Source organism: Alteromonas sp. AWJ4_199 (assembly GCF_056159165.1).
In genome coordinates, this window is sequence record NZ_JBSWUR010000001.1 from 2546475 (window position 1) to 2572623 (window position 26149).

Consider the following 26149-nt stretch of genomic DNA (forward strand, 5'->3'; position numbering starts at 1 on the left):
CCTACTGTATCAACATTGTGGCACTGCCTAGCACGGCGGCACAACTCGCTTTTGCTACGGTTCTTGTATATTGCGCGTTACAATTAGTACCCGAACCACATAGAGTAAGGCGATCGACAAGTTGGTTTACTTCGCCGCGCACCAAGTCGCTGTCTGCTTGCGATTCAATGTTGTCTTGCAACATATGACTAATGATGGGATTCAGTACGTTATCACGCGCCGCCCCATTAAATGCTGTATTGGCTGGCTGACTGAAATCAAAATCCGGAAAGTACGCATTTCGTAAGCTGTCTGTTTCAATCAAGGTATCACAATAGCGGATAGCTAATTGTGTTACAGCCATTTGATTTGAAGCTAAAAAGCTTGTTATGTCAGTTACCGACGGCAACTGTTGCTTTAGTTGAACAAATGTATTGTTTACCGTCGGAGTGTTCATAGGCACCGTTGTCAACACTGACATAGTCGCATTGATTTGTGCAAAGTGTTTTGTACCTATGTCAGACTGAGGAATAAGGTCTGATTGCTCTGCTGGTGCCGGAGGGGTTGCAGCTACCCTTACATTTCGATTGTTGCCAAGAACTTCAAAAGTTAAGAAGAACTCATCTAACTCTGGCCCTTTTTCTAGGGGAATGATTGTGCCTTGTCGTGACAGAGGAGCACCGCTTTGGGCACTATAAGTTGTATTACTAATTTGAGTGTTTAGAGTAGAGAACACTTGGCCTGCAAACGATTCTTTACCGTTGATGCCTATTCGCAACCCTTCTACAACAATATCGGGAATTGCTACGGTGTTATCAAGAGAAATGAAAAACGGTTCTGCAAAAAGGTAACTGAAAGAGTCAAATTGACTTACCTCAAAGACAATATAGCTTTCTGGTACATCAATCAGGTCGCTTACTCCAAATAAAAGGTAATATTGTTGACCGACGCCAGCGTCGAAGTTCTTAATTATTTCGTCATCAGACAAGGTTCGGTTGTGAATGGCAACCATTCGTATGGTACCTGCCCACTCGTCTTCACCAGACACCTCGCTGCCAAGCACAAACGCAAAGCTGTCGTCCCAATCGAGTAAGTTGCCTCCTTCAATTGAATCGACATCACCCGTATATTCGCCGTTAACATATATGCGGCGGCGATTATTGGCGTCATAGTTGACCACTACATGTTGAAGTGCGGCTTGCAATACTTCAGCCGCGTCATCAGTTGAAAGCGCAGGTTCACCATTAATGTCTGTGCTTGCTGAGCGCAACAACATGTCGTAGTTATAAAGTGTTTGGCCCAACGTGAAGTTACGTCTGTCTCGTCCGCCAGAGTAGCTTACAATTTTAGCCGGACCTTCTTGTGTAACATTAGCGGGGGCAACCCACGCTTCAATAGCAAATTCGCCGCTGCCCAAAATAAGATCATACAACTTTTTACTATTTGTTGTACTTCCTTGGGCTTTACCCCCACTCAACTGAATACCGTAGCCTCCAACCCAATTGTAGGTACCAGATAAGGTTAAATCTAGCGCTGGATCTACGCCTGATGTGTCAAAGGCTGTGTTACCAGAGCCAGTTTTAAACTCCCATTTAGCAATGGTATTTTGTTCATAGCGCCCCCCTCCACTTGCAAGCGTACCTTCAAATAAGGAAAGGGCATTAGAGGTGACCAAGCTTGGGTCTAGCTCTGTCAGCTCAATTCCATTAGCCATGCTTTCAATCGCCTCACTCAGAGCGTTTCCATCGGACTCACAATCGCTCCAGCAATTGTGGAACTCGTCGCGAAGGCGAACGACAAAACGAGAGTTCGCGGGTGTATCTAGGTTCATTCTATCTTTTGCTGCTTCATAAGCTTCATTGATATCGCTTGACGAAAAGTAGGGTGAGATGGGGATCGTAGCACTATTGGTGTGGCAACTAGCGCAATAAGTTTGCAGTATTGGATAGACAGTAGATTCAAATAGCGCGGGACTTTCTGGAAAGTTTTTTGTGGAGCCCGGAGTTTTAATTGGAGGCGCCTGTAACTCAATTTCCGTCGCTTGGTTTAGTTGCTCTGAAGCGCTCGCCCAGTCGGTTATCCAAGTGGTCATGATATCTGCACAAGCACTGTCACTGGTGAGCCAGCAATTGTGTCCACCGGCCACTTTAGTCACTAATCTAGATTCACTCGGCTGGCTTAAGTCTACTAAGATACCCGTATCGGCATAAGCAAGGTTAATATCGTCATTACGGGCAAATGTGGGAGATTGCGCTCCTTGTGTGTGGCAAGCGCCACACCGCTCTGCTGTCGCCATATTATCCCACAATGCTTGCTTGAAATTAGCAACGTCGTCAGTGCTTGGTGCTGGGCCAGTATAATTGACCACAGGCTGCTCAGTAGGAGGCGGTAGTGGAGTAGGTTCAACAACGGTATCACTACCTCCACAAGCTGTAAGGAGTGCACCAAAGACAATAATAGCTACGTTGCGAGACATGATTTTTTTAGGTGTATATTGGGGCATCTTACTCTCCCTTACAGTAGTTTGCTGCGTCGGCAAACACTGACTTCATTTGATACCCTGATGCGGCAAAGCGAGCTTGCATGTTCGTTATTTGCTCGCGATCTTCGCTGTCTTGTGGCTCGCGAAGACATACTTCTTTGAATACTTTCTTCACTTGGCATTGTGCGAATTGCTGACTGTTTGCTAACTCTCGTCCCATAGATTTAGCGCCTTGACCAGAACCTGATAGCGCAGAAGACCACCCAAGATTAAAATTCACGCCTTCTCGCCAGTAGTTGTCCCAACTATCGTCTTCAGTGACGAAACCATGTACAAAGTTATTACCGTTGTTCAAGTACTTTTTTTGCACACGCGTACCAGTCACAGGGTCTACAGTGCTACTGTCGTTATATTCAATTGCACCGCGCTCGCCCTCGGGATCACTGTTAGCATCATAGCGGTAGTTGTAGTAGGCAAATGCTTGAGCTAAAGGGTCCATACCAGAATGGCAACTTACGCAATTATTGTGGAATAACCTGCTGTCTCCACCTGGGCTTCTACTTACGTCTTGTCTAATTCTGTCAGGTGGTCGGGTGATGTCGGCAACACCTTCAAGGTCAGTACACATGTGGTTCATCAAAGTGAAGCGAAACATGGCTCGATTAGTGCCGTCTTTAAAAAACGCTTTAGCCGCCGCTCGAGTTGTCATGATGCCGGCTGTAGCTTCACTTGGCAGGCCTGTAACAGCAGATTGTGTAGTTTGAACAAGATTCGCTTTTAGATCGATTACCTCGTCTTCCATAGCAAGGTAGTGGCTATTGTTATTATTGCTATATGCTGGCAATGAGAGGGTATTACTGCCAATGTACAAGATATCTGCGGTTAAGATTTCTCTAAAATCAACATCGTCTCTCACTATACCTATTACGGTAGCAATGTAGTCGTTGAGTGGTTCAAACTTATCGAAAGCTTCATTTGTCCAAGGCGCGACCCAAGTCTTCAACGTGGCGTTGTAAAAAGCGGGATGTTCCATAGCAAGATACGCTGCGCTATCAACATCACCGTTTTCTATCAGCAATTGCATTTCTGCAAGCGTAGCTGGCGAGGCAGGAACGCCAGCCAACCTTTCATGCATGCGCATGGCTTGTTCTCGCGCGCCGGCGTATGCGTTAGCAGCAAGAGTAATTGAAAAGGTAAATAGTGAAAGAGCCTTTATCGCTATCTTGAGCGTTTTTCGATATTCACCGTGCTTAATTTTTTGTGAACTAGTTGCTTCGTGCACTTTTTATTGTCCTAATTTTCACAATTATGCGCTATGAAACCAACCAGTTGCATATGTGTAAAGTGTTAATTCTTTTTTTACGTTTGAATTCTAATAACTAATAGCCAATTTTTTTAACATCGTAGTTACTAAAAAACACGTGAAATAAGGCATTCTGGTCAGTCCAGTGTTCGCCATTAGCAGCGTTTAGACGCTGTGAATTTTTTCGTTACCTAGGACGAAAAGCACAATTGGTACGTGGAATGGTATGGAAAAATATCCTTTTTTATACTTTTTCAGCTTGAGTCATTTCGCAGTTAATGGAATGATGGAGCAACATTTACAAATGTCAGTGGTATGTAAATGGCCACCCAATGTTTATCCGTTAAAATGCCTAAGCATATCGCTTTACCGTTTAAAAATGAGTATTGGTTGTTTCCTCACTGATAAATAAAATGTTTTAGGAAAGGTATTTTCAGTTAGAGGTTCAGGGACCATGAAACTTTTACTAAGCCAAAAAAACGCGAGTTATTTGGCGCTGCACAGCGTGTGCGTGTTAATTGCATTGTTGCTTGTTGGTTGTGGTGAATCTGTTGTTTCTCAAAGCAATGAAGAGCCTGATCCTGTCGTTGTCGATATTCCAATCGCGTTTATAAAGCGAACGCTTCCTGTTGACGACGCTGGAAATCAAATTGATATCGATCTTCGAACCCCTACTCAATTCATCCCAGGTGCCGCACTTTTTATCAAAAACAGGGCCGCGGTAAGCAGTGAAGAAATCAATATCACTGACCGGGTTTTTCTAGAAACTGACTCTGACGAACAAGGCTCTGAAGACTTCGTTACGCTACAATACGATGTCAAAGATTTAGAAGCTTCTTACGACGGCACTCGTTTGCTTTTCGCCATGCGAGCTCCGGAAATTGAAGATGCTGATGACGATGAACAACCAACGTGGAATATTTGGGAATATAACTTACTAAGCGATTCGCTACGAAGAGTTATCGCCTCAGATATTGTTGCTGAAGCAGGAGAAGATACGAGCCCAGTCTATCTACCTGATGGCCGTATTGTTTTTAGTTCTACTCGTCAGCGTACTAATCAAGCGATTTTGATTGACGAGGGTAAAGCCCAATACTCAGGTTTAGAAGAAAGCCTTCAAGTCGCTGCGTCTGTGCTTCATGTTATGGACGCTAATGGTACCGATATAACGCAGATTTCATTCAATCAAAGTCATGACCTCGATCCTCTAGTGCTCCCAAATGGCAAAGTGCTTTTCACGCGATGGGACCAAGCAGCAGGTGACAAGGGCATGCATTTATATCAAATGAACCCAAACGGCAGTCAATTAGAGGTTGTCTATGGTCGACACAGTCATGATTTCGAAGGCAGTAACCAACATTTTACCAAAAGCCGAATAACACCTGATGGGCAAGTCATTGTGGCTGTAAGTGAATATCAACGCACTCGGTTAGGTGGGAACTTCTTTCAACTAAATACTAGCGACTTCATTGATCGAGATACGCCTGTAGCGGCAAACGACGGCGCTGCAGGGCCCGGGCAAATTCCAGCGCTCTTTGACACGATTGATACACAGTCTCCGCTTTCCCTTGGCGGCTACGTATCGTCTCTATACCCGTTATTTGATGGCAGTGGAAGGCAGCTTTTTACTTGGAGTCAATGCCGAGTTTTGGCACCAGAAAGCGATGAGCAAAGTAGCGACGAGCGTAAAATAGTTCCCTGCACTGAAGAACTTCTCACAGAAGAAAATGTAGACGCTGCCCCTGAACTTTATGGGTTGTGGATGTACGATCCCGTTACTAATACGCAGCAAGTGATTGCACCGCCACAGGAGAGCATTGCGTACACCGAGGTGGTGTCTATGGAGCAGCGCGGATTTCCCCAAGACTATGAGCAGGCTGAAAATTATAGTAGTGAACTTGCAGAGCAAGGCTTAGGAAGGATTCATATTCGAAGTGTTTACGATTTCTCGGGCGAAGATGTTACACCTTTGGGGATCACTGATATGGCCAACCCAGCGTTAACAGCGCCGCAGCAGAGACCTATTCGCTTCGTGCGGGTTGTAAAAAGTGTATCCATTCCTGATGACGACATTATAGAGGTTGAGCGCAGCGATTTTGGGCCATCTCGAAATTTGCTAATGCGCGAGATTTTAGGCTACGAAATGGTTGAACCGGACGGCTCTGTCATGCTTGATTTGCCAGCAAACGTACCACTGTCATTTAGCTTTTTAAACCAAGACGGCATGCGAGTTTCGCCTCGACACAACAACTGGATTCAACTGGTACCCGGCGAGGTGAAAACTTGTAATGGATGCCACACAAGCGACAGTGAATTACCCCATGGTAGATTAGACGCTGAATATCCATCAATAAATTTGGGTGCGCCAAATACTGGTGGCCCTCACCCTGGTGCAAACCCTGCACTATTTGCTGATTTAGGCGAAACGATGGCAGAGACTAGGGCGCGTATAACAGGTGACGTTTTCCCAAGCGCTGACATTATGTATGAAGATATTTGGACTGACCCCGCAACAAATGAAGTGGCCGAATCTTTTTCATACGCATATGGTGATATGACCACAGCAATTCCTATTTCTCAGAGTTGTGCCCAAGCTTGGACTAGCTTGTGCCGGATTGTGATCAACTATCCTGACCACATTCAGCCACTATTCGAACTCCCTCGAACCACGTTTGATTCCCAAGGAATGTTAGTAAGTGATCACACTTGCGTAAGCTGCCATTCACCAAGCGATGCCGATGGAATGACACAAGTTCCTGCTGCTCAGCTAGACTTAACAAATCAGCCTTCACTGGAAAACGCAGACCAATTAACGGGCTTTCGTGAACTGTTGTTTAATGATGCCGAAGTGGAAGTGGTAGAGGGTGTTTTGCTTGATAAACTGGTACAGGCAGTAGACGGTAACGGTAATCCAATTTTCGAAACCGATGAAGACGGTGAACTTATCTTGGATGCCGAGGGCAACCCTATTCCGGTGTTAACAACAATTACTGTTCGTGCATCAGCGCGTGGAGGGAACGCGGCAGCTAGCACAGTTTTCTTTTCTCAATTCACTAGTGGCTCACACGCAGGTTGGCTAAGTAAGGCTGAATTGCGCCTTATCGCCGAATGGCTCGACGTAGGTGCGCAGTACTATAACAACCCTTTCGACACGCCTCAGGACTAAGCAATGAACAGAGTATCGCTATTGATTTGTTTTGTGCTTTTGATAGTTAGTGCGAGTAACTTAAACAAAGCCTACGCTGCGGACGAGATTGAAGTAAAAGTAGTTGAGCAATATGCAGATATGCATACAGGACCTGCCTCTGAATTTCCGGTTTTCCATGTTATTAAAAAGGGCGAGGTTATCTCCGTTCTGAAGTCACACACTGGCTGGTACAAAGTCCGAACCGCCAATGACAAACTAGGATGGATAGCAAAAAGAGCACTGGCGGCCACTCTTGGCCTTGATAATAGTGAAATACAACTACCAGAACGCACTTTCTCTAGCTATGCCGAACGTACTTGGGAGTTTGGTTTACATGGTGGGAAGTTAGAAGACGTTAGCGCCATGATGATAAGCGCGGCGTGGGTACTCACCGATAACATAGCTGTAGAAGTAAGCGCTGGGCAAGCGTTAGGCAATTTTTCAGATAACAGGTTATGGTTGGTGCGCCTTCAGCATTACACATTCCCCGAATGGGAGTTTTCTCCTTATTTCACTTTAGGCGCAGGGCAAATACGCACTGAACCTAGCGCAACCTTGGTGCAAAGCGGAGCAGAGTCGAGAACTAATGATCTGTTAGAGGTTGGGGCTGGTGCAAGGTATTACCTTACTAAAAATTTTGTCGTTAGAGCTGAATATAAGCGGTTGACGGCGCTAACTGAACGCGATGACTTAGAGGAGTTAAATCAATGGACATTAGGCCTTTCTGTGTTCTTTTAGGTGGTGCAGCTGCGCTAATTATGAGTGTAGGTGCATACGCACAGCAAACCCCTGTGATCGAACCAGATTTAGATCGTCGCGAAATACGTGAAGCCGACATTGATAGCGAAAATATAGAAATTGGCTTGTTTGCTGGTCAAGTGAGTATTGAGGACTTTTCTTCCTCAGCCGTTGTTGGCGTATCTCTTGGTTATCACATCACTGAAAATATTTTTGCTGAGGCAAGCTATGCGCAAGCGGATGCCGGAGAAACTAGCTTCGAAATATTGTCAGGTGGTGCACCTTTTTTAACCGACGATGAGCGAGAGTATCGCTACTACGACTTATCTGTTGGATATAACGCCAATGGCGAGCTTTTCATCACCGATAACACCGTATTTAACACGGACCTTTACTTCACATTAGGTGGAGGAAATACAGATTTCGGTGGTGAAAGTCAGTTTACTGTGAGCGTTGGAGCAGGTTATCGCGTGTTACTTACCGATTTTTTTGCCATTCGTTTAGATGTGCGCGATCGCATTTTTAACAGCGAACTGATAGGCGAAGAGAAAAATACCCATAACATTCAGTACACCCTTGGTGCGACGTTCTTTTTTTGAGTAAGACCCTATGAAAGTTAAAAATTTAGACCCTATAACTAGCCTCGTTGCGAGTGTTTTTATTCTACTCAGTACTGCCTTACTAGTGTGTACAGATGCTCATGCCGCAACTAAAAATACCCCAGCATCAGACTTTACTCTTAAAGGGCGGGATGGTGCCAATCATCGCTTGAGTGAAGAAGTAGGTAACATTGTTATCGTTAATTTTTGGGCATCATGGTGTGGACCTTGTCGAGAAGAATTGCCTGCGTTTGAGTCGCTTTACCAAGAGTATGCCGATTTAGGCGTGACGATATACGGGGTAAATGTGGATGATGACCCTGAAAAAGCCAATGTATTGTTGAAAGATATTGATGTGAGCTTCCCTGTATTATTCGACACCAATGGTGATGTGAGTAAGCTCTACGATGTCTCTGCCATGCCAACTACTGTCATGGTCGACCGTGATGGCAATACTCGATTAATTCATAAGGGATATAAATCGGGTGATGAAAAGCGTTATGAACAAGCCATTAAAGCGTTGTTAAGGGAATAACAATGAAAACAAAACTTAAGCTAAGCATGCTTCTTTCGATGTGTGTTTTCGCTACATCTGGCTGTGTAAGCACAATGGAAGAGATTGCTAATATTGAACCTTGGGTAAAACCCTATGAGCGCAGTAACCTCGCCGACCCTATTATGAGTATGAATCGTAACCCTGTTGCAACGGCTTACACCAAACATGTTTTTGAGGCCAGAGAGGGAGCTAGAGGCGCAGACGGCGGTGCAGGAGGTGGCTGTGGGTGCAACTAAGCGTTGGTTAGCTTTAATTTCAATTATATTTAGCTACAGTGCCGTTGCGGCTGTATTGCCACAAGACCGTTCGGATGTCATGTATCACAGTTACTCCGGAGATGGTGTGTCGATAGATGGGCCTTCCGTTTTGCTGCGCAAAAAAATTGGTAATAAGGTATCAGTTTCAGCAAATTATTATGTTGATGCAATATCGGGGGCTTCCATTGACGTGCGCGCTCAAGCGAGTAAATACCAAGAAGAGCGCACCGAGACGACCATTGGGGCTGACTTTCTTCACAATAAAACGTTGATGAATGTAAGTTACACCAATTCAAGCGAAAACGATTTTGAAGCCAACTCGTATCACCTTAGCTTCAGTCAAGACTTTTTCGGAGACTTAACCACACTCGCTCTAAGTTACTCTAGAGGAGATGATGAAATTCGTCGTGTTGGAGATGAAAGCTTTTTAGAAGAAGCGGCGCGACAAAAGTTCGGCGTGGGTCTTACGCAAGTTGTTACTAAGAATATGATTGTGGGCTTTAACGCTGAAAACGTATCCGATGAAGGTTATCTAAACAATCCCTACCGCGCCATTCGTTATCTAGATCAAGATAGCGCTCGAGGCTTTTCGTTTATAACGGAAGTTTATCCAAAAACGCGAGTCAGTAATGCATTCTCTATTAATGCAAATTACTACTTGCCCTATCGCGCAAGTATTTATGGCGACCTGCGCTATTACACAGATACTTGGGGCATTAAAGCAACCAATGCAAAGCTGGGGTATATACACACGTTTGGCAAAGCGTGGATTTTAGACGCTCACATTCGCTTTTATCAGCAAGATAAAGCGAACTTCTACCAAGATATTTTCAATCGGGCTGACGAATTTACTTTTATGGCCCGAGATAAAGAACTGTCGACTTATTCTGGTGTATCTGGCGGTATTGGGGTTACTTACGAGTGGCAGTTTTCATCAGAAGCACTCATAGAAAAAAGCGCGTTTAACTTTGAATATGACTATATGCAGTTTAATTACGATGACTTTCGTGACGCGACGGCTGGAGGCCCTGCCGGAGAAGAGGCGCTTTTCAGCTTCTCTGCAAACGTGATCCGCGCTTATGTATCTATATGGTATTAGGAAAACAACAATGACAATTTACCATGCAGTAAAAAATTTCTATCTATTTTCGTTTGTATCCGCGGCAGTTCGAAGTGTGGTGTGCACGATTGTGGTTATAGCCTCTTTGAATAATTTAGCTATTGCAGAAGAACAAGCGTTAGAAGTGCCTATAGCAGAACAAATTGAAGACCTCAAAAAAGCCTTGATTGGCCTAAATCGAGATCTATTTATTCTTGAAGAAGATTTGCTTTTTCCGTCAAGTACGCAAGTTGCAGTCTATCTGGCGTTAGATGTGGGTACCTATTTCGGGCTCGATTCAGTTGAACTCTTGATAGATGATGAGCTTGCTACGCATTATTTGTATACCGAGCGACAAGTTAATGCGTTAGAACGCGGTGGTGTACAGCGCCTGTATTTAGGTAACTTAAGTCAAGGCAAGCACCAGCTGACGGCATTTTTTGTTGGTATCGGGCCTGAAGATAGACCCTATAAACGAGCCGTTTCGTTGACGTTTGATAAAAGTGAAGATCCACAAGCGATTGAACTAAAAATCTCTGATTCCACTTCTAAGCATCAGCCTGAATTTACCGCAAGTGTGCTGTAGGACACGGTTACATGAAGCTATATAGCCCTAGATTATTGCTGGCTGCGCTTATTGTGTTTACGCCTCAGGCGGCTCTGAGTGTCGTAGACAACGGAATGACGAGTCAAGATATAAAAATACAACGCCAGCGCTTGAATGATGTGCATTTTGGCGAAGCCGTATATTCACTTTATGTTGACGACCCTCTGACAACCTTGGGACGAATGGCAGTTGCAAAACAAAAGGGGCTAGAGGAAGCACAGCTACAAAAAATCACGCTGTTAGAAGGCGGTGTGCAGTTAGGCTATGGCATGCCCAAGTTAGCCCAAGAGAACCTTTCCGCACAAGCCAATTCGTTACTGGAAAATAATCGCCCGTTAGCGTGGTATTGGTTAGCACGATTGAGCTTTTCTCACCAAAGGGTGAATGAGGGGCTGAAAGCACATACCGCTTTTTCCAATGCTGTAAACGCTATGGATGCTGACATATATGACTTAATCACGCCAGCACAGTGGTTTGAATTGAACTACGAAGCAGCGCAAGGTGTGCTTGCCATGGGCGGTAGTGATATTGCTACTTATGTTGATGCTCTACCTCAAGGCCACATTACGCGACACTACTTACAATACAATCGCGCGATAGATGCGTATTTTAAGGATAATGTGTTGGAAGCTCATCATATTCTTGAGGAGTTAAAGCTAGTTCTAGGTGAGAATAGTGGTTCCGCAGTTGATAATAGCGGCTGGATGTCTTGGTTTAGCTGGTGGCACGACAATATTGATGACGGTGTCGAGGAAAGTGAAACTCGAGCTTTACTCAACCAAGTGCTGCTAGCCGAAGGGCAAATGTTGTTAGACTTAGAGCGACAAGAGGAAGCACTTCGCGCATTTGATAAGATAAATACGCGAGCTTTGGTATCGGGTACTGATTCAAGCGGAGACCGTTCCGCTAATATTCAGCATACATTTGCCGAGAATGGGCAAGCGCTGCTTAGAGACGAAGCGCTATTGCATTATGGCTGGGGGCTAGCTCAAAGTAACGATTGGCCGCTTGCTCTTGGTGTTTGGGATTTCCTTTCTAAGCAAGAAACTAACTTGTTTACTCTTCAAGCAATCCACGCACTTGCATATGGCTACGCGCAAAAAGGGGGAGAAGTACAAGCCTACGACACCCTCAATCAATTGGTAAACAAATTAGAAATCGCTATTAGCCAACTTGATGACTTAACCTTAAAAATATCCACCGATGGCTATTGGAAGGCTGTTGCGAAAGGGGCAAAAGTGATAAGCGAGGAAATAGAGGCCAATGGTGAGGAAGCGCCTTTAAAAGCGGTTAGTTGGGATACATTGTGGCCATTGTCTCAACATGATTTGTTGGCTGAAATTATCGTAAATCAAGCCAGTGGTGAACAAGACAAGCTTGAGCAGCTGCTTGAACTTTACAACATTGAACACGAGTTAAGGTTACAGCTAGCAGACGCTGCGATTTACTCGAATTTATTAGAGGAACGCGATAAGACTCACGCCTTACGTTCGCACAATGCCAGTTCCAGTGATATTGAAGGCCGTTTAAATTCGCTTGCTTTCACTTACCAAGAACTCACCGTTCGTGTAGACCAAACAGGTCAATTAAAAACAAAAGACGATAGCGAGTGGCTGAATGCTTTGCTTACCTTTGCCACCGCTGAGCAGCACGAATGGTATACCAGACTCGAACGCAGCGAAGCGCGCTTGTTAAGATTGACGCAAGAGCGCAGCATGCGCCCCAGTTACAGTGCCCGTCTGGCGAGATTAAAAGGGGCTTTGATTTGGCAATTAGCGGAACAGTATCAAAAAGTGCGTTGGCAAAGTCAGCGTGCGCTAGAGGAAGTCGGTGAGTTGTTGAATCAGGCTGTTGAAGCACAGATTAACTTTGACGCGCTTCTTAATAAACCGAGTTTAACCGAAGCCCAACGTGAGAGAGTCTCTTCAGTCCAGAGGCGAATAGAAGAACACTTGTACTCAACGCGCAGTCTTATTGCATCGTTAGAAAACTCCCTAACATTGACTGCTCAAATGGTTATTACAGAAAGAAGGGCATATCTGACACAGCAACGCGCACAAAGTAAGTTAGCCATGTTGCAGTTAAGAGATATGAACATTAAAACACCCTCGCCCTCTAGCCGTTCAAACAAATCGGGGGGAGAGTGATGAATTTTGGTTGTAGTTTGAGCAACTTTAGCTTGTTTCCTGCTAAAAAATATTGGACTAGTGCACTTTTATTATTTCTTTGTGGGTGCTCTTTTACATTTAATGAACAGCAAGAGGATGCGGAAAAAAGAACAGAAAGTGCATTACTTGCAGAGTTACCTATTCAACCCATTGAAGTGACGCCAACCAAGCTTCAGCCACTTGGCTTGAGTGAAATTCGCAATGGTTATGCCCAACTGGTTAATAGGCTTGACGATGAGGGCCTGGCTCGTCAGTTAGATCTCAGGCTAGCTGATGTCGAGATGTTACTAGCCGAAGAAAAGCAATCGACCGGAGATGTGCTTAGCAACACGGCTGTGTACACCGAGGCGATAAAAGCGTATGAAAAGGTCCTTGCCAATTATCCTGATGACCCGTCAAAAGAAGCGATGATGTACCAACTATCTCGAGCATACGATTTAAATGCACAGGGAGAGCAAAGCGTAGAAATGTTGGGGGAGCTATTAGAAACATTTCCTGAATCATCTCACGCGCCTGAAGCTTGGTTTAGGCTAGGGGAAGCTTTTTATAGTGAAGGAAATTACAGCGGAGCGGCAGTAGTCTATGACCAAGTCATTAAATACGGTAAAGACAACCCGTTTTACGGGATGTCATCTTACATGCAAGGGTGGGCTTATTATAATTTAGAAGATTATGATGCAGCTCTAGTCGCCTTCGATAATATGCTTTCTGCAAGTTTTCTTTATCTTGAAATTGAAAAAATTGAAAAAGCGAAATCATCAGATTTAGCTTTACTTTCAAAAGGGCAGCAGAAATTAGTTAAAGATAGTTTAAGGCTTATGGCCTCACTGTTTTCGTATCGCGGTAATGGCAAAGCCGTTGTGGCTTTTTATGAAAATAAAGACGAAGCGACCTATCGACATTTGGTTTTTGATGAGTTGGCTCAACAGCATCTTGATAACGACAGGTTTATTGATGCCAGTGAAGCGTATTTAGCATTTGCTACTGCTTACCCCATGCATAGAGAAGCGGTTCCTTTCTACGTTAAACACATTGACGCGTTTATCTTAGGGGATTTCCCTAGCGAGGTGGTAAGGGCTAAAGCGGGCTTCATTGACGCTTTTGGCAAGGAGCAAGGGGTACTTGATGAGCTATGTTCGGTATGTAGAGAGAGGGCGAAGCTTTATTTGTATGATTATTTACAAGAGCTTGCACAAACAGAGCATAGTTTAGCTCAACAGTTGTCTCAATCACAAAGACGAAAATTGTTACCTGAGGCCTTGCGTAATCTAGATGATGCGTCGTTAGATAGACAAGCAGATATCGCGTATGGCAGAGCAGCAAGATTTTACACTGAATTTATCACCACATTTCCTCATGATGATTTACGGCCTGAGATGGAGTTTAACTTAGCCGAAAGTTACTTTGAATCAGAACAATTTAGTAAAGCAATTCTTCATTACGAACAATTTGCCTATGAGTATCATTCCCACGCTTTGGCTGGTGACGGAGCGTACGCAGCCCTGTTGTCATACGTGAAAATGTTATCGTCTTCTACCTACACAAGCAGTGATAAAAAGCGTGAGTTGCTAGAACAGCAACGAGAGAGTCAAATACGGTTTATTAATACTTTCGAACTTGACTCAAGAGCAGTAAAAGTGACTCAAACCGTGATGCAAGCTTATTTTGAAGAAGGCAGATTTGAGGAAGCGCTCAAATTCAGTCAATGGTTGCTGTCTCCTCCAGAAGCTCAGCATGCGTCGGTTAAGTTAGAAATAAAACATTCAGCAGAACTCGTAGAGGCACACGCTTTGTTTGGGCTGTCGCGTTTTAAATCATCGGAGCTGGCCTATGCGAACCTATTGCAGCGAATGGCCAAGCAAGATACAGGTTTTGACGCACTTACTCGAAATTATGCAATAAGCATGTATAAACAGGCAGAAAATGCTGTTAAAAGTGGAGATCTTGCGTTAGCTATTTCTCACTTAGAGCGAATAATAGCGAAAACCCCGGACGTAGACGTTCGTGTGAACGCACAATATGACGCGGCGAATTATTTAATTGCTGAGTCACGCTTTGAAGAAGCTCAAGTGCTTTTAGATGATTTTGCCACTCGCTTTGCCGGTCACGAACTTGCCGACTCAATTGATGAGAAAAGACTCTATGTTTATGAAGAAACCAGGCAATGGAAGCGCGCGGCTGACATGTTGCAAGCTATTTGGAAACAAAATAAACAAAGCGAAACAGGGCGAGAGGCATTATATCAATCAGCAGTTTATTACGAGAAAGCCGGAAACCGCGCTTCCTCTCTGCCTGCTTATCGCGCGTATGCTCATACCTATCCAGAGCCCTTCGAATTAGCTACAGAAGCGCGGTTTACTATGAGTCAGTTTTATCTTGAAAGTAAAGAGAGCGGTAAACGACGCTATTGGTTAGATAAGCTTATCAAGTCACATGATAGCGCAGGAGATAAGGCTACACTGCGCTCTAAAACACTCGCCGCAATGGCCGCAATGGTATTTGCTGATGATGCAAAATATGTTTTTGAACAACAGAAACTCACTCAACCTTTAAAGAAAAGCCTCGCTGAAAAGCGCAGCACCCTTGTCAAAGCGGTAGATGCACATAATAAGGTTCTTGCTTACGGAGTTCGTGATTACGCTACTATTGCCAATCATCAGCTTGGTGGCTTGTATCGAACGCTTGCAAGAGATTTGATGAGTTCAGAGCGCCCCTCTGAGCTCAATGCATTGGAATTAGAACAATACGATTTATTGCTAGAAGAGCAAGCATATCCCTTCGAAGAGCAAGCAATTCAGGTATATGAAATCAACGCTAAAAGAAGTTGGGATGGTATTTATGACAAGTGGGTGGAAGAGAGCTTCAATGCACTGGCAGAGCTTTACCCAAATCGCTATCGGAAAAACGAAATACGTGAGGAGATAAACATTGAAACCTTCTAACCGTATTTCAACTTTGAAAGTATGGCTATTTAGCACGCTAATTGCGCTGGCTTTAACTGGATGTAGCAGCTTATCTTTACCTATTTTTTCAAATGAACAAAGCGATCAAGTTGCGGAAGATAAAAATGCGAGTGGTTCTGAAAATTTATCAAAGGAAGATACGCTAAAAGAAAGCAAGCCCCAAGATGCCCTCACTAGTTTACAGCAAGAAGCGCTTGCATTAAGGCAGCACACTAATCGTTACAAGTTGACGAAACTTACGCTTTTTGCAGAACATCAAGCAAAGCTTGATGGTGCCTTGTTGTTATACCAACAAGGTAATCATGAAGAGGCCAAAGTGCTGATTGAAGCACTTTTTGAAGATTTAAAAGCGTCTAATACTGCTGACGTTCCTTCATCTATTTACGTGTTGCGTGGTGATATAGCTATACAACTTGCTCAGCTCAAAGATGCAGGTTTGTATTATGAGTTGGCGCGAAAGCAAAATGAAAATAATTACTTAGCGTTGAATCGACTAGGCGTAATGGCCAGAGAAGAAGGTCAGTTTACTAAAGCAGAGCGTTTTTATTTAGAGGCTATTGATGCGTGGCCTGGGAATCCAGTCACCTATTACAATTTGGGCATCTTGTACGATTTGTATATGGGTAAAAAAGAGAAGGCGCTTAGAAATTACGAAAAGTATGCAGCATTAGTTAACAACCCCTTAATTGGTGAGGTTGACAAGAAAGCGTCGAAAGAAATAGCAAGATGGATAGCCGATTTAAGACGCCAGTTGCCCGCAATTGACGAGGAAAGCTGAAATGACTAAGCCGAATTTTAAAAAGCCACTTATGTTTTTAGTTTTTGCTTCGACTGTTATGTTTTCGGGGTTGCTTAAAAGCGCAGAGCAAGAAAAAACGCAAACTGATGAATCTTTGCGTTTAGAAGCGACGATCCGCGGTGACAAAGAGCAACCCCGTGTTATCAGTATTGTACCTTGGCAATTGCCGGAACATCGCGATATAGAAGGCACCCTGTCGTGGAAGCCGAAGAATAGCAAACTAAAACCGTTGGAGCGAAAGCAGTTTTTGCGCAAAGTCGCGTTGTCGAAGCAAATTAGTACGACGGGGCCTAAAAAGAATTTGCCAATTAATCAGGCTGACAAATAGGTATTGATTCCATCAAGGATGTGGGAATAGAGATAACCTTTCCCTTCCTAGAATAAGTTAAAACAACAATAAAAATAGCGGTGAAGTTACCGCTGTCATTTTAGAGAGGAAAAACCATGCAAGTCTTCGAAGTAGTCGTTCGCTTTTTTCAAGAAGGTGGCCCTTTTATGTTTCCAATTGCTATCGTGCTAGCAATTGGAATCGCCATTGCTCTTGAGCGTTACTTTTTCTTAAGCGCAGCGAAGCGCACAAATAAACGTGCTTTTGCCGAACTAGAGCCGCTTTTAAGCAGCCAGCAATACGATCAGGTTCGTCGTTTGGGTGAGCAAGGAAAAGCTCCCATCAGTCGTGTTATTGGGGCCGGCATTGCTCGCCTTCAAGTCAGCCCCCGTCGGGAAGATATCGAGTATGCAATGGAAGAAGGGTTAATGGAAACTATTCCCCGCCTTGAGAAGCGCACACCGTACTTAGGCACCCTGGCTAACATTTCTACCTTGCTTGGTCTATTGGGGACCATCATTGGCTTAATCGCAGCATTCTCAGCAGTAGCAAACGCAGACCCTTCTGAAAAAGCCAGTCTGTTGTCGCAAAGCATTTCAATTGCCATGAATACCACTGCTTTTGGCTTGATTGCTGCCATACCACTGCTGGGCTTCCACTCAGTGCTTCAATCTAAAACTACCGAGATTGTAGACAGTATGGAGATGGCTGGCGTGAAGTGCCTTAATGCACTTATGGCAAAAAAAGCAGTAGCGTCACTTAGTCGCGATACAGATGAGTAAATAATCATGTTAGGCAAACGTAAACGCCTGAGAAAGCCTGACGCAGAACTGGATATTACCTCGTTTCTTAACTTGATGATTGTGTTGGTACCAGTTCTACTCATGATGATGGTATTTTCTCGCATAACCGTAGTTGAGTTAAAACTACCTGGGTTAGAAGCGCTTGGCGACGGGGCAAGTATTGAAAGTCAGCAAATCGAATTGGTGGTAACTTCACAAGGTAGTGCAATTTACTTCCCTGCGGGTTATCTAGTGCAGCAGCTGCCAGTGATGAAAAATACGGAGCAGGACCGAGTAAATCAAGATTGGGATGGAATTCAATTAGTCCTTAAGCAGTTGAAGCAAACCTTATTGGCAAAAGGAACTGAAAAAAGTGACATCGTCTTAATGATTGAAGATGATGTAAATTATCAGACTATTGTAACATTATTAGAAAAAACACGTTCTTACAAAGACGTTGTTGCTGCGTCAGTAGTAGATGCAGAGCTATTTCCTGATGTTTCATTCGCCGAGGTGCCTGAAGACATGTCTCGTATAGAGTGGGCGGTAAACGGAGATACTTCGTCTTCTAGTGCTGAGGGGGCGTTGTGAAACAATCTGTGCAAGCCAAGCGCATGGCTCGAAATCACAAGCGCCATAGTCAACAAGCAAAACTTAGCCTCGTATCGTTAATGGATATATTTACCATTCTTGTGTTTTTTTTAATGCTGAATGCGTCCGATGTCCAAGTGCTAGATAACCATAAGTCGGTAACTTTGCCTGAAGCAGTGAGCGAAAAGCCTGCTAAAGAAACATTGCTTATTCTTGTTAACAACGAAGATATCGTGCTGCAGGGTAATAAAGTCGCGGCTGTGAGTGATGTCTTAGAAAACCAAGAAAGTACAATTACCTCACTATTAGAAGAGCTAAACTACCGTGCGAAAAAAGCTGATGAAAAGGGGCGTGATACGCTTTCGGATACACAAGATAGTGACGGCCCAATAGCTCGAGCGATCACTGTGATGGGCGATCAGTCTGTGCCGTATGCGTTATTAAAAAGAATTATGTATACCTGTGCAGAAGCTGGCTATACAGATGTATCTTTAGCAGTAGAGCAAATCATGACGAAGGAGGGCGGTGATGAGTAGCATCTATTTTCAAACTCAATTGCCTTGGTCGTCGAGCGAACAAGAGAACAGACTTTTCAGTAAAATAACCTATGGTTGTCTTATTATTGCTGTTGTTTTTGCTTTGGTTATTAATTGGGTTCAACTACCTGAGCAAACCCGCGAAGAGAAAGAGACGTTACCGCCTCAACTTGCTCGCATACTAAAGCCAAAACCGTTGCCACCGCCTCCTGAAGTGAAACCTAAGCCACAACCTAAGGTTGAACAGCCAAAAGAGGAGATAAAGCCTAAGCCACAGCAGCCTGTTAAGAAAGTTCAGCCTGCGGTTAAAAAGCCCAGACCTGTTCCGGTGGAAAAGACGAAAGAAGAAAAAGTGGCTGAAGCACGGGAAAACGCAAAGCAGACCGGGTTATTGGCATTTTCAGATGATTTAGCCAGCATGCGAAGCGATATCAACCTAGCAAATGTGGCCAACACGAAAACCATTGAAGGTGCAGGTGAACAAGAGCAAACCAGCAGAAAGCGGATAGGTAAACAGATTGCTACGCCAACGTCTGGCAGTTTAAAAAACGCGAGTATTAGTCAAAATATTGGGGCTAAAGGTGAGCTAGAAGGGCGTCGCACTACAGAGTTCACTGCGCCTGAGGAGGGTGCCGCATCTCTCGCTGCCAAGCGCATCGAAGTTGAATCTCAAGTGATTGGTAACAGAGACATAGAGCAAATACGCAAAGTATTAGATGCAAATAAAGGTGCCGTTTACGCCCTTTATCGAAGAGCGCTCCGTCAAAACCCTGACCTAGAAGGTAAAGTGACGGTTAGCTTAACGATAGAACCTAGTGGAAGTCTGTCTTCGGTTACATTGGTAAGTAGCGAATTAGAAGATGAAGCGCTTGAGAATAAGCTTCTAGCACGCATTCGTATGATTAACTTCGGTGCTGCTGACGTGGCTCAGACTAAACTTGAATACGCATTTAATTTTCTACCGTTTTAACCTTATAGAATTAAGGCCTAGCTTTCGCTCTGGCCTTAGTTTTTTCCCATTGATGTCTATCACATTATAAACATTAAACTACAGCTGTTTTATCTCTGCCTGTTTCTTTCGCTTCATAAAGGGCTCTGTCTGTATCTTCTAAAATGGCAGTAGTGCTTTGCGGTGACTCAATTACTTTTAATCCTGCTGAGAATGTTAATTTAATGTCTGCACAGAGTTGACTGGCAGAGGCTATTTTTAGCGTCTGACGGAAGCGATCAAGCTGTTTGTAAATTTGGTCTTCTTTAGCGCAATGGAATATAAACAGAAACTCTTCACCTCCTAACCTGCCCATATCGACGTGTTTAGTAAAAAGCTGTCGCGCAGTGCTCGCGAATAGGCGCAATGCATCATCGCCCATTTTGTGACCATAGTTATCATTGATAGATTTGAAGAAATCGATGTCTAACATTACTACGTAAAATTTTTCGTTAGCCGCTTCAAAGGTGGCGAGAGATCCTTCCAGTAACTCTAGAATTTTGACCCGGTTATAAAAGCGGGTTAATGCATCGGTAGTAGCAAGCCGTTCTAATCTTTTCTGGTAACGCGCACGCTTAATGTAGAGTAAAAACAGTAGTAAGCTAAGTATTAGACATAACCCAGTGATTACAGCTAATAAAAAATTTCGTTGCTGGTTAAGCGCAAGCTTTTCTTCTTGTAATTGAGTGATAGCTTTTAAGTCGCTATTTTCTGCCTGAATTTCGTCTAGTTCGTAAAGCGTTCGAATTATTTGCACACGCGACTTATCTAGTGATTCGGTTATTTTCTTATTTAATTCAATGTATTGCTTGAGTGCGTCTATCGTATCTTGCTCGTTACCAAACCTTTCAAGAATAGACAGTTTAAGATAAGCGGCTTCCAAATGGGCAACGCCTGCTTCTGCGCTCGCTATTACCTCTTCTGCAAGCCTAACCATCTCTAATGCCTCTGTTTTGTCTCCGCTGGACAGCGCCAGACGAGAAAGTGCTATAAGCGAGTTAAAGTAAATAGTAGTAGAGTCTAAATCACGGGCTAGGTCGCTTGCTTCTTCAAATAAAAGGCGAGCGGCGCTGGCTGCCTCAGAGGTATTCCCTTGCGCTAACAACATTTCCCCTTTGCCGAGTAGGGCTTTGGCTAGCAGGAGGGAGTTATTGTTTTTTCTTGCAATCTCTATGGCTAATTCAAAAAAGCGCGCGGAGGCTTTAAAGTTTGAAAGCCCTAGCTCTGTTCGAGCAAGCTTTTCTGCTACCCGACTTTGATTAACAGTGTTTTTCTTTTTAACCGCAAATTCATAAGCTTCGTTTAAATATGCTTTTGCTTCTTCGAATTTAGACTGCTGCAAATAAATAGTGCCTATCAGACCAGCAATATGAGAGGTAGGGACTTGTGTCTTGAACTGTGTAGCTAATTCATAAGCGGAGAGATAGTTATCAAGAGCAAGCTTAGGTTCTTCAATATTTTCAAAAGTAGTACCTAGTGTCATTAATACGCCAATATTCAATTGTATTACGCCGTGGTTCATAGACCACTGCTTAACGGCGTTGAGCAAGCTAATCGATTCTTGTATTTCGCCTTTGCGTGAAAGTATTTTGGCTTTGAGCAATTTTGCGCGTTGCTGCATTAGCCTACTAGCGTAAACATCGCTTATGCATTTCTCTGCGAGTGCTAAAGCTTCATCATATTCGCCCTGTTTTTCTTTACCTAAGGCATAAAGGTATACCCATTCATGACGTTTTGGAGAGAACTGATTTGAATCAAGCAGCGACTTTAATCTAGCCATTTCTTTTTCGGGTGCTCGATGTAGCGCTTTGATACTGGCTATAACTTCATCGTTTGGTGCAGGGTTGATTTGATTTGTAGCAGCGTAGGCGGGCTTTAACGCGAGAAGGGTGAGCAATACACTTGTGACAAAAAGTCCAGTTCTAGTCATTCAACTATGCGCCTATTTATAAAAACTCCATTCACTAAAATATAGTCACTCTTTTCGAGCTTCGACAATATTGAGCTGAGTTTCTTGTTATGAAGGGCTCAATCAACAATGTGGGTAGATAAACGTAAAATTTACTTTATTAAGATATATTATGTTATAACGTATTTTTGTTTCTTTGACGGGGCATCTTTGTGAAATTTTTTGTCACGCTTCCTAGCGTTAAACTTGGTTTAATTGCGACACTACTAATGTTAGTTAGCGCGTTAAACTTAACCCAAGCCGCCAATTACGAAGAAATTGACTGGGTTGCCCTTATGCCCGAGGATGATTTGAGCGCGCTTTTAAACAGGCCTGAGTTTTTAAACGATATTGCTGACGGGTCTGCCGCTGATTCCATTGATGACTTTGCATCAAGGCAGCTAGAAGACGAGCAAGCGCAGCGATACCAACAAGCGTTAGTATCTACTCGGGTGATAGATGGATTTGATGGTAAAGCCATCCGCATCCCCGGCTTTATTGTACCTTTAGAGCAAAACGAAGAACAAAAAGCCACCGCCTTTTTCGTTGTACCGTATTTTGGGGCTTGCTTACACATGCCGCCACCGCCGCCAAATCAAATTTTGTATGTTGAATACAAAGAAGGCATTGCAATTGAGAACTTGTACGACCCTTATTGGTTTGAAGGCACGGTAAAAATAGACAACCACGAAAGCGCACTAGGTACATCTGCCTATTCGTTAGTGCTAGACAGCTTCGCGCTTTACGAGGAGTAACTGATATGAAAAAAACAGTCGTTGCAGCTACTGTTTTATCAAGTCTTCTAGCATTTCATAGTACTGCGTGTGAACTACACGCAGGTATGGGAAACATGCAGTTTGGCTTTCAGCACCCCATGATGCGACAGCATTTAGCGGCAGCTAAGGAGCCACTCATTTCGCTCAATGTCGACAGAAAGCGAGAAGTGGCTAAGCTTAAAACGTTCGTTGATTCTACTTTTATAATAAGCTACCAAGAACCGTACATGGGGTTGGGCAAAATAAAAATCTCTGTGCCCACTCGTGGCATGAGCAACTCAACGTTGGCAGATTCTTGGGTTACGCCGCCCACATCTTCAATGTTGTCGCCAATTTGCATGATAATAGTGTGAGGCACAGCCCACGTAGACGTCGCGTCTTTAGACGTATTCGAACATGCGATTTTGCCCTGGGTAAGCTGCATTCTGCGCAAGTCTTTGTCATTAACCATACCTTCTTGGCCTACCGCTTCTTTGTCTTCAGTAGTGCGGCCAACTACGCAGGTATTGCTGGTGGTCAGCGGTAAACCTTGTGCCAAAAGATTATTCCACGTGTGGTTATCAAGTGTTTTATCGCGATTGGTAATAAGCGCCACCTTGCCATTTCGCGCAACAACCTCGTTGATAAAACCAGCGACGCCTGGCACAAGTGTGGCTTCTTCACGTTTTACCCATTCGGCCCAGCTTTGTGAAGAATATCCCAAGCCCGCACTTTCCCGTTCTTTTTGATAGGTGCTATTGTCTAGCACGGTTTCATCAACATCCATCACCACAACATCGCCATTAGCAAAACGCGTAGGTAGCGCTGAAATAGCTTGGCCATACACAAAACTTGAAAGAACAGGGTACTCTTTGCTGCTGGTTTGGTATATCACGGCATTTGACAGAGTGTGTGATTTTACACCAGCAAGCGGGGTTGATGGCGTAGACGAGCACGCCGCAATAGCTGATACTGCAGCGCCAATGCACGCCGCTTTACTGATGTAAGAGAGCTTGTTAAGAGATAACAATGTTATTTTCCTTTTATTGTTTCTTCTGCCTACCGGTTTCAACACCCAAATTATGTCTGAATTTATCTGTGAACTGGGCCTGATAATTCAGCAATGGCGTCGTGTGCATGCAGACTTTCTTGATGTTCTACTTTTACACGAAAATAGGTAGCTTGGTAATACGTACTTAACGCTTCATGCAGTCGCCCTACCGAATCTTCTACAAACATCAAGTTTTCAGCATTGCGGCATAGCAACATGAAGAAGCCTTGTTTGTTGTTGACCCTGTTGCGCAAGCTATCCTTGCTGTTGATTTGGAAACCGAGACCACGGAAACCTTGCTTGAACTGGATTTTGATCCTGCAGGTGTAGTATGGCTAGGTATTGCTGAAGAACACGAGCACCACGATCACGACCACTAATCAGATGTAGTGCTCTGCAAAACGCTAACAAGCATTTAGATCGGAGATGATAACTAGGGGCATAGCAATATGCCCCTATTTTTGTGAATCTTTCATACCCATTTTACACTCACTCAATTTTTGTTTAGCTGAACTCTCACTCCTTCTGTACCTTATTTAAGAAATCGTCTGGCCCCAATTTACCTACATCCGCTTTTGACTCTGATCTTGTGGATTAAAGAGAATCACGCAAAATCTAACAAGTCAGTACCGAAGAAGTTGTCGATGACACAGCGCCATTCACCACTCCCATCTCTTTGCAGAACGTAAACGGCGCGCTTGCCCTCGCAGGGTAGGGCGTTGGGCGTGGTTTTAGGAACAAGATAAAGCTTGGCGACGACTAGTGCTACGTCACCGGCTTGTATAACCCGTTCATCTCCGGTTGTTACAAAATGGTCGGGCATGAATTTCTTTTGAAATTTAAGTAAGGCGTTAACGCAGTCGCGTTGCGTAGCATGCTCTTCAGTAGTCTGGCTTTGCGTTGAGCTGGACATAGGGGTAGCGACCACTTTTGCATCGCTTGTATAACATTGGGATAAGGCGTTTTGATCGCCGCGGTTTACTGCGTCATGTAACTGTTGTAACACGTGAGATATTGGATTGTTCATGGCTGTCGTTCCGTTATTTTTACCGCAAGACGAGCCAATAAAAAACCCGCCTTTGCGGCGGGTTTAGTGAATTCTATTTACGCACTAGCTAACCCGCCCATTCCTTAGAATAGCGAGAATAATAATCAGCGCAGAGGCTGAAAAAGCAGTATGTGTAGTCGTGTTTTTAGACATAGTGTTTAAACACAGTGTGATGCTAGTGAGTATTTAATGACCTGAGTATCCTGCGCACCAAAGAGAAAGTCAACGTGTTTTTTATGTGAACAAATTAGACTCATGCGGGTGGGTGAGCAAGCGGTTAGAATTGGGTTCGATGCTAGTTTAGGCTTCAAATATGGTTATGCGAATAATCGAGCCCTGCTTTAAACAGTTATAGATATCTTCATCAGTAAAGCCACTGTTATGGAGAATTTGCCTGGCAACAAGCTTGGCGTCTTTTGTGCTGTGCTTGTCGCATATTATTTGAAGTGCTTTGTTTAAATAACTAATAGAAGGCATGATAAATAACCTAACGCGACACAAGTAGCTTTGTATGATATTTAAACGATGTTGTGTGGTGTTTTGATCACTAAAACCGCGAAAACAGTGTCATAAATTAAGGTGGAGTTTGAGTCTTGGAGTTGATTTTTAGCTGGCTAACGGCCAACGATACGTTGTCGATGTCATCATCAGTAGTACTTGTTGTTACCTCCTTCTTTACGTCTATGATGACAGCAACGCTGGGTATTGGTGGCGGGGTCTTATTACTGGCAGTAATGGCCAGCACTATGCCGGTTAGTGCGCTGATCCCAGTTCATGGCTTAGTGCAGCTTGGTTCTAATGGGAACCGTGCACTAATGACGGCGAAGCATATCGACTGGAATATGCTGAAATATTTTTCTCTAGGCGCAATCGTCGGCGCTTTCTTAGCGTCGTTTATTGTGGTTCAGCTGCCGCTCGTTATCATTCAGTTTGCAGTTGCCGCATTCATTTTATTTTTAGTGTGGGGGAATAAACCCAAAGCACAAGAAATGAGGCCCGCGGGTAGAACGTTGGCGGGGTTGGTGACCACCTTGGTTTCAATGTTTGTAGGTGCCACAGGGCCTTTGGTGGCGGCATTTGTACACCGAAATAATTACAGCAAAATGCAGATAACCGGCACGTTTGCCAGCTGTATGACACTGCAACACGGTCTCAAAGCGTTTGTTTTTACCTTTGTAGGGTTTTCTTTTGCGCAGTGGGCAGGGCTTATCATTATTATGATTGCCAGTGGTGCGCTCGGTACATTTTTCGGGCTCAAAGTGTTAAAGCGTGTGCCGGCCGATAAGTTTATGCTGGCGTTCAAGATTGTAGTGACCTTGTTGGCCCTGCGCTTGCTATGGCAGGCCTTAGTGAGTTTACTTTAACTGGGAAAAAAACAGGAGCTT

25 protein-coding genes are annotated in these 26149 nt (G+C 44.0%); 18 read left to right on the forward strand and 7 right to left on the reverse strand.

Annotation, left to right across the window (positions count from 1 at the left end; all coding sequences use genetic code 11):
* Position 1 precedes the first annotated feature (1 nt).
* Together ACXAER_RS11190 and ACXAER_RS11195 are read right to left on the reverse strand one after the other, a co-directional pair.
* On the reverse strand, positions 2-2482 hold the full coding sequence (locus ACXAER_RS11190) for a LamG domain-containing protein (RefSeq protein ID WP_474829247.1): 2481 nt from the start codon (positions 2480-2482) through the stop codon (positions 2-4).
* Between the two features lies 1 nt (position 2483).
* Positions 2484-3743 carry a hypothetical protein gene (locus tag ACXAER_RS11195; RefSeq protein ID WP_474829249.1) on the reverse strand — a complete coding sequence of 420 codons (1260 nt, stop codon included), beginning with the start codon at positions 3741-3743 and terminating at the stop codon, positions 2484-2486.
* Positions 3744-4218: 475 nt separating this feature from the next.
* Between ACXAER_RS11195 and ACXAER_RS11200 the strand changes: the two genes are divergently transcribed.
* From ACXAER_RS11200 to ACXAER_RS11270, 15 genes are all read left to right on the forward strand, one after another.
* On the forward strand, positions 4219-6930 hold the full coding sequence (locus tag ACXAER_RS11200) for an HzsA-related protein (protein ID WP_474829251.1): 2712 nt from the start codon (positions 4219-4221) through the stop codon (positions 6928-6930).
* Between the two features lie 3 nt (positions 6931-6933).
* Positions 6934-7689, forward strand: a complete 756-nt coding sequence (locus ACXAER_RS11205) for an SH3 domain-containing protein (RefSeq protein WP_474829253.1) — start codon at positions 6934-6936, stop codon at positions 7687-7689.
* Complete coding sequence (locus tag ACXAER_RS11210) at positions 7659-8288, forward strand: outer membrane beta-barrel domain-containing protein (protein ID WP_474829255.1); 630 nt, start codon at positions 7659-7661, stop codon at positions 8286-8288. Before ACXAER_RS11205 ends, ACXAER_RS11210 begins: the two co-directional genes overlap by 31 nt.
* Positions 8289-8298: 10 nt before the next feature.
* Positions 8299-8823 (forward strand): TlpA family protein disulfide reductase, encoded by a 525-nt coding sequence (locus tag ACXAER_RS11215; RefSeq protein ID WP_474829256.1) that lies wholly within the window; start codon positions 8299-8301, stop codon positions 8821-8823.
* Positions 8824-8825: 2 nt separating this feature from the next.
* Complete coding sequence (locus ACXAER_RS11220; protein ID WP_474829257.1) at positions 8826-9080, forward strand: DUF4266 domain-containing protein; 255 nt, start codon at positions 8826-8828, stop codon at positions 9078-9080.
* Positions 9067-10200: a DUF3570 domain-containing protein gene (locus tag ACXAER_RS11225; RefSeq protein ID WP_474829259.1), complete on the forward strand. Its 1134-nt coding sequence runs from the start codon at positions 9067-9069 to the stop codon at positions 10198-10200. The genes ACXAER_RS11220 and ACXAER_RS11225 overlap by 14 nt, the downstream gene beginning before the upstream one ends.
* 10 nt (positions 10201-10210) lie before the next feature.
* The gene (locus ACXAER_RS11230) at positions 10211-10786 is read left to right on the forward strand and encodes a hypothetical protein (RefSeq protein ID WP_474829261.1); all 576 of its coding nucleotides are present in this window, start codon (positions 10211-10213) and stop codon (positions 10784-10786) included.
* An 11-nt stretch (positions 10787-10797) separates the two neighbouring features.
* Complete coding sequence (locus ACXAER_RS11235; protein ID WP_474829263.1) at positions 10798-12954, forward strand: hypothetical protein; 2157 nt, start codon at positions 10798-10800, stop codon at positions 12952-12954.
* Positions 12954-15917 carry a tetratricopeptide repeat protein gene (locus ACXAER_RS11240; protein WP_474830568.1) on the forward strand — a complete coding sequence of 988 codons (2964 nt, stop codon included), beginning with the start codon at positions 12954-12956 and terminating at the stop codon, positions 15915-15917. The genes ACXAER_RS11235 and ACXAER_RS11240 overlap by 1 nt, the downstream gene beginning before the upstream one ends.
* Entirely contained in the window at positions 15904-16716 is an 813-nt protein-coding gene (locus tag ACXAER_RS11245) for a tetratricopeptide repeat protein (RefSeq protein ID WP_474829265.1), read from the forward strand. Before ACXAER_RS11240 ends, ACXAER_RS11245 begins: the two co-directional genes overlap by 14 nt.
* Before the next feature lies 1 nt (position 16717).
* On the forward strand, positions 16718-17065 hold the full coding sequence (locus ACXAER_RS11250; protein WP_474829267.1) for a hypothetical protein: 348 nt from the start codon (positions 16718-16720) through the stop codon (positions 17063-17065).
* Positions 17066-17181: 116 nt separating this feature from the next.
* Complete coding sequence (locus ACXAER_RS11255; RefSeq protein ID WP_474829269.1) at positions 17182-17847, forward strand: MotA/TolQ/ExbB proton channel family protein; 666 nt, start codon at positions 17182-17184, stop codon at positions 17845-17847.
* A gap of 6 nt (positions 17848-17853) precedes the next feature.
* Positions 17854-18438 (forward strand): ExbD/TolR family protein, encoded by a 585-nt coding sequence (locus tag ACXAER_RS11260; protein WP_474829271.1) that lies wholly within the window; start codon positions 17854-17856, stop codon positions 18436-18438.
* Complete coding sequence (locus ACXAER_RS11265) at positions 18435-18974, forward strand: ExbD/TolR family protein (protein WP_474829273.1); 540 nt, start codon at positions 18435-18437, stop codon at positions 18972-18974. The genes ACXAER_RS11260 and ACXAER_RS11265 overlap by 4 nt, the downstream gene beginning before the upstream one ends.
* Complete coding sequence (locus ACXAER_RS11270; RefSeq protein WP_474829275.1) at positions 18967-19944, forward strand: AgmX/PglI C-terminal domain-containing protein; 978 nt, start codon at positions 18967-18969, stop codon at positions 19942-19944. Before ACXAER_RS11265 ends, ACXAER_RS11270 begins: the two co-directional genes overlap by 8 nt.
* 73 nt (positions 19945-20017) lie before the next feature.
* On the opposite strand, the gene ACXAER_RS11275 is transcribed toward ACXAER_RS11270, so the two are convergent.
* The gene (locus ACXAER_RS11275; RefSeq protein ID WP_474829277.1) at positions 20018-21892 is read right to left on the reverse strand and encodes a tetratricopeptide repeat-containing diguanylate cyclase; all 1875 of its coding nucleotides are present in this window, start codon (positions 21890-21892) and stop codon (positions 20018-20020) included.
* A gap of 191 nt (positions 21893-22083) precedes the next feature.
* Between ACXAER_RS11275 and ACXAER_RS11280 the strand changes: the two genes are divergently transcribed.
* Positions 22084-22665: a DUF3299 domain-containing protein gene (locus ACXAER_RS11280; protein WP_474829279.1), complete on the forward strand. Its 582-nt coding sequence runs from the start codon at positions 22084-22086 to the stop codon at positions 22663-22665.
* Between the two features lie 232 nt (positions 22666-22897).
* Here the strand turns inward: ACXAER_RS11280 and ACXAER_RS11285 are convergent, their stop codons facing one another.
* Both ACXAER_RS11285 and ACXAER_RS11290 read right to left on the reverse strand, forming a co-directional pair.
* Positions 22898-23695, reverse strand: a complete 798-nt coding sequence (locus ACXAER_RS11285) for a 5'-nucleotidase, lipoprotein e(P4) family (RefSeq protein ID WP_474829281.1) — start codon at positions 23693-23695, stop codon at positions 22898-22900.
* Between the two features lie 62 nt (positions 23696-23757).
* A complete protein-coding gene (locus tag ACXAER_RS11290) occupies positions 23758-23934 on the reverse strand; it encodes a GTP cyclohydrolase, FolE2/MptA family (protein ID WP_474829283.1) in 177 nt (58 codons plus the stop codon).
* Positions 23935-23943: 9 nt separating this feature from the next.
* On the opposite strand from ACXAER_RS11290, the gene ACXAER_RS11295 reads away from it, so the two are divergent.
* A complete protein-coding gene (locus tag ACXAER_RS11295; RefSeq protein ID WP_474829285.1) occupies positions 23944-24096 on the forward strand; it encodes a hypothetical protein in 153 nt (50 codons plus the stop codon).
* Between the two features lie 224 nt (positions 24097-24320).
* On the opposite strand, the gene ACXAER_RS11300 is transcribed toward ACXAER_RS11295, so the two are convergent.
* Together ACXAER_RS11300 and ACXAER_RS11305 are read right to left on the reverse strand one after the other, a co-directional pair.
* Positions 24321-24743, reverse strand: a complete 423-nt coding sequence (locus tag ACXAER_RS11300) for a YybH family protein (protein WP_474829287.1) — start codon at positions 24741-24743, stop codon at positions 24321-24323.
* A 321-nt stretch (positions 24744-25064) separates the two neighbouring features.
* Entirely contained in the window at positions 25065-25241 is a 177-nt protein-coding gene (locus ACXAER_RS11305; RefSeq protein ID WP_269918435.1) for a hypothetical protein, read from the reverse strand.
* A gap of 116 nt (positions 25242-25357) precedes the next feature.
* Here ACXAER_RS11305 and ACXAER_RS11310 point away from each other — a divergent pair, with 116 nt between their 5' ends.
* Complete coding sequence (locus tag ACXAER_RS11310; RefSeq protein ID WP_474829290.1) at positions 25358-26128, forward strand: sulfite exporter TauE/SafE family protein; 771 nt, start codon at positions 25358-25360, stop codon at positions 26126-26128.
* Positions 26129-26149 lie beyond the last annotated feature (21 nt).